This is a genomic window from Protofrankia sp. Cr1 (assembly GCF_963555865.1).
Lineage (GTDB): Bacteria > Actinomycetota > Actinomycetes > Frankiales > Frankiaceae > Protofrankia.
The window spans coordinates 1-1517 of sequence record NZ_CAUVXO010000093.1 but is presented as its reverse complement, the minus strand read 5'-3'; the positions used below and the strand labels follow the sequence as shown (position 1 = coordinate 1517).

Below are 1517 nucleotides of genomic sequence, written 5' to 3'. Positions count from 1 at the left end.
CAGCACGCCGTCCCAGAGCCGGCCCGCGGCCTCGCCCTTGGGCGCCGGCGTGACGACGGGGCCGAAGAACGCCGTGTCCGCCACCGCGATCACCGGCGTGCCGACGTCCATGCCCACGCGGCTGATCCCGTCCTGATGGCTCGCCCGCAGCGCATCGTCGAACTCCTCCGATGTCGCCGCATCAGCAAGATCCGGCTCCAGGCCGACCTCGGCCAGCGCCGCCGCGAAGGTGCCGGCTTCCCACTCGGCCTTCTGCAGGTGGCGACGCCGGCCCAGCGCCGTGTACAGCGGCAGCAACACGTCCTCGCCGTGCCTCGCCGCGGCAGCCACGCAGATCCGCACCGGGCCCCACGCGCGGTCCATCAGCTGCCGATATTCGTCCGAGAGGTCCCTGCCCTGGTTGAGCACGGCCAGGCTCATCACATGCCAACTGAAGCGCACCGGCCGGACCTGCTCGACGTTCAGCGCCCAGCGCGAGGCCAGCCATGCCCACGGGCAGCTGGGGTCGAACCAGAACGCGGCCGTGGTGACCGGCGTGACCGGCGTGACTGATTCGTGATCCGTGGTGGTGGTCGAGACCACCTGTGGTGAAACGCTCTGCGTGGACACAAGCCGCTCCTGATCATCCGACGAGATGGGCCCGGCACTCTCCTGTGTCCGACTCAACCATCGCAAGCAGCTGACTGTTTCCCGGACCGGGCCAGGTAGCCGGCCACCCGGTTGACCACGGCGACGAACGGCACAGCGGCAATCGCTCCCGGGATACCGGCCAGCACACCACCGGCGGACAGCGAGATGACGATCGCCAGTGGATGCAGACGCACGGCCCGCCGCATCACCAGCGGCTGCAGCAGGTGGCCCTCGACCTGCTGAACGCCGACCGCGACCGCCAGAATGACCAGGGCGGGCACCCAACCGTTGGAGACGAGCGTGACCAGCACCGCCGCCCCGCCGGCCACAGCAGCTCCGACGATCGGGATGAACCCGCCCAGAAACGTCAGCAGAGCCAGGGGTGCCACGAGGGGAACCCCGACCACCAGCAACCCGACCGTGAGACCGGCGGCGTCCACGAGCGCTACCACCATGGTGCCGCGGACGTATCCGGTCAGTGTCGACCATGCCTCCCGGCCCGCGCCGCGCACCCGTGCCTCACTGTCAGGTGGGAAGCGGGTGACGATCCAGCCCCAGATCCGGTCACCGTCGTGGACGAAGAAGAACGTCGAGAACAGCATGAGCAGAAGGCCCGTGAGCACCTCGGCGGCAACGGTGGCGCCGGAGAGCACTCCGGAGGCAAGGCGGCCCCGGTTGTTCGCCAGCGTCTGGGTGATGGTGTTCGTGAGATCGTCCAACTGCTTCTGCGACAGGTGCAGCGGTCCGTCCTGCAGGTAGTCACGGACCTGTTCCACACCATTGCCGACCTGATCAGCCAGGCTCGGAAACTCGTTGGCCGCATTGAAGCCGACACCCACGCCCACGCCCACCACAATGATCAGGAAACCGACGACGGTCAGGAAGGA

The 1517-nt window shown here is 68.5% G+C and carries 2 protein-coding genes; both read right to left on the bottom strand.

Translation table 11 applies throughout. The features are described 5' to 3' along the window. Nucleotides 1-582: disulfide bond formation protein DsbA (locus tag U9980_RS10350; RefSeq protein WP_322767719.1), on the bottom strand; the 582-nt coding region annotated here is incomplete at its 3' end. Nucleotides 583-662: 80 nt separating this feature from the next. Next, a partial coding sequence (locus U9980_RS10345; protein WP_322767718.1) for an AI-2E family transporter occupies nt 663-1517 on the bottom strand: 855 nt, incomplete at its 5' end.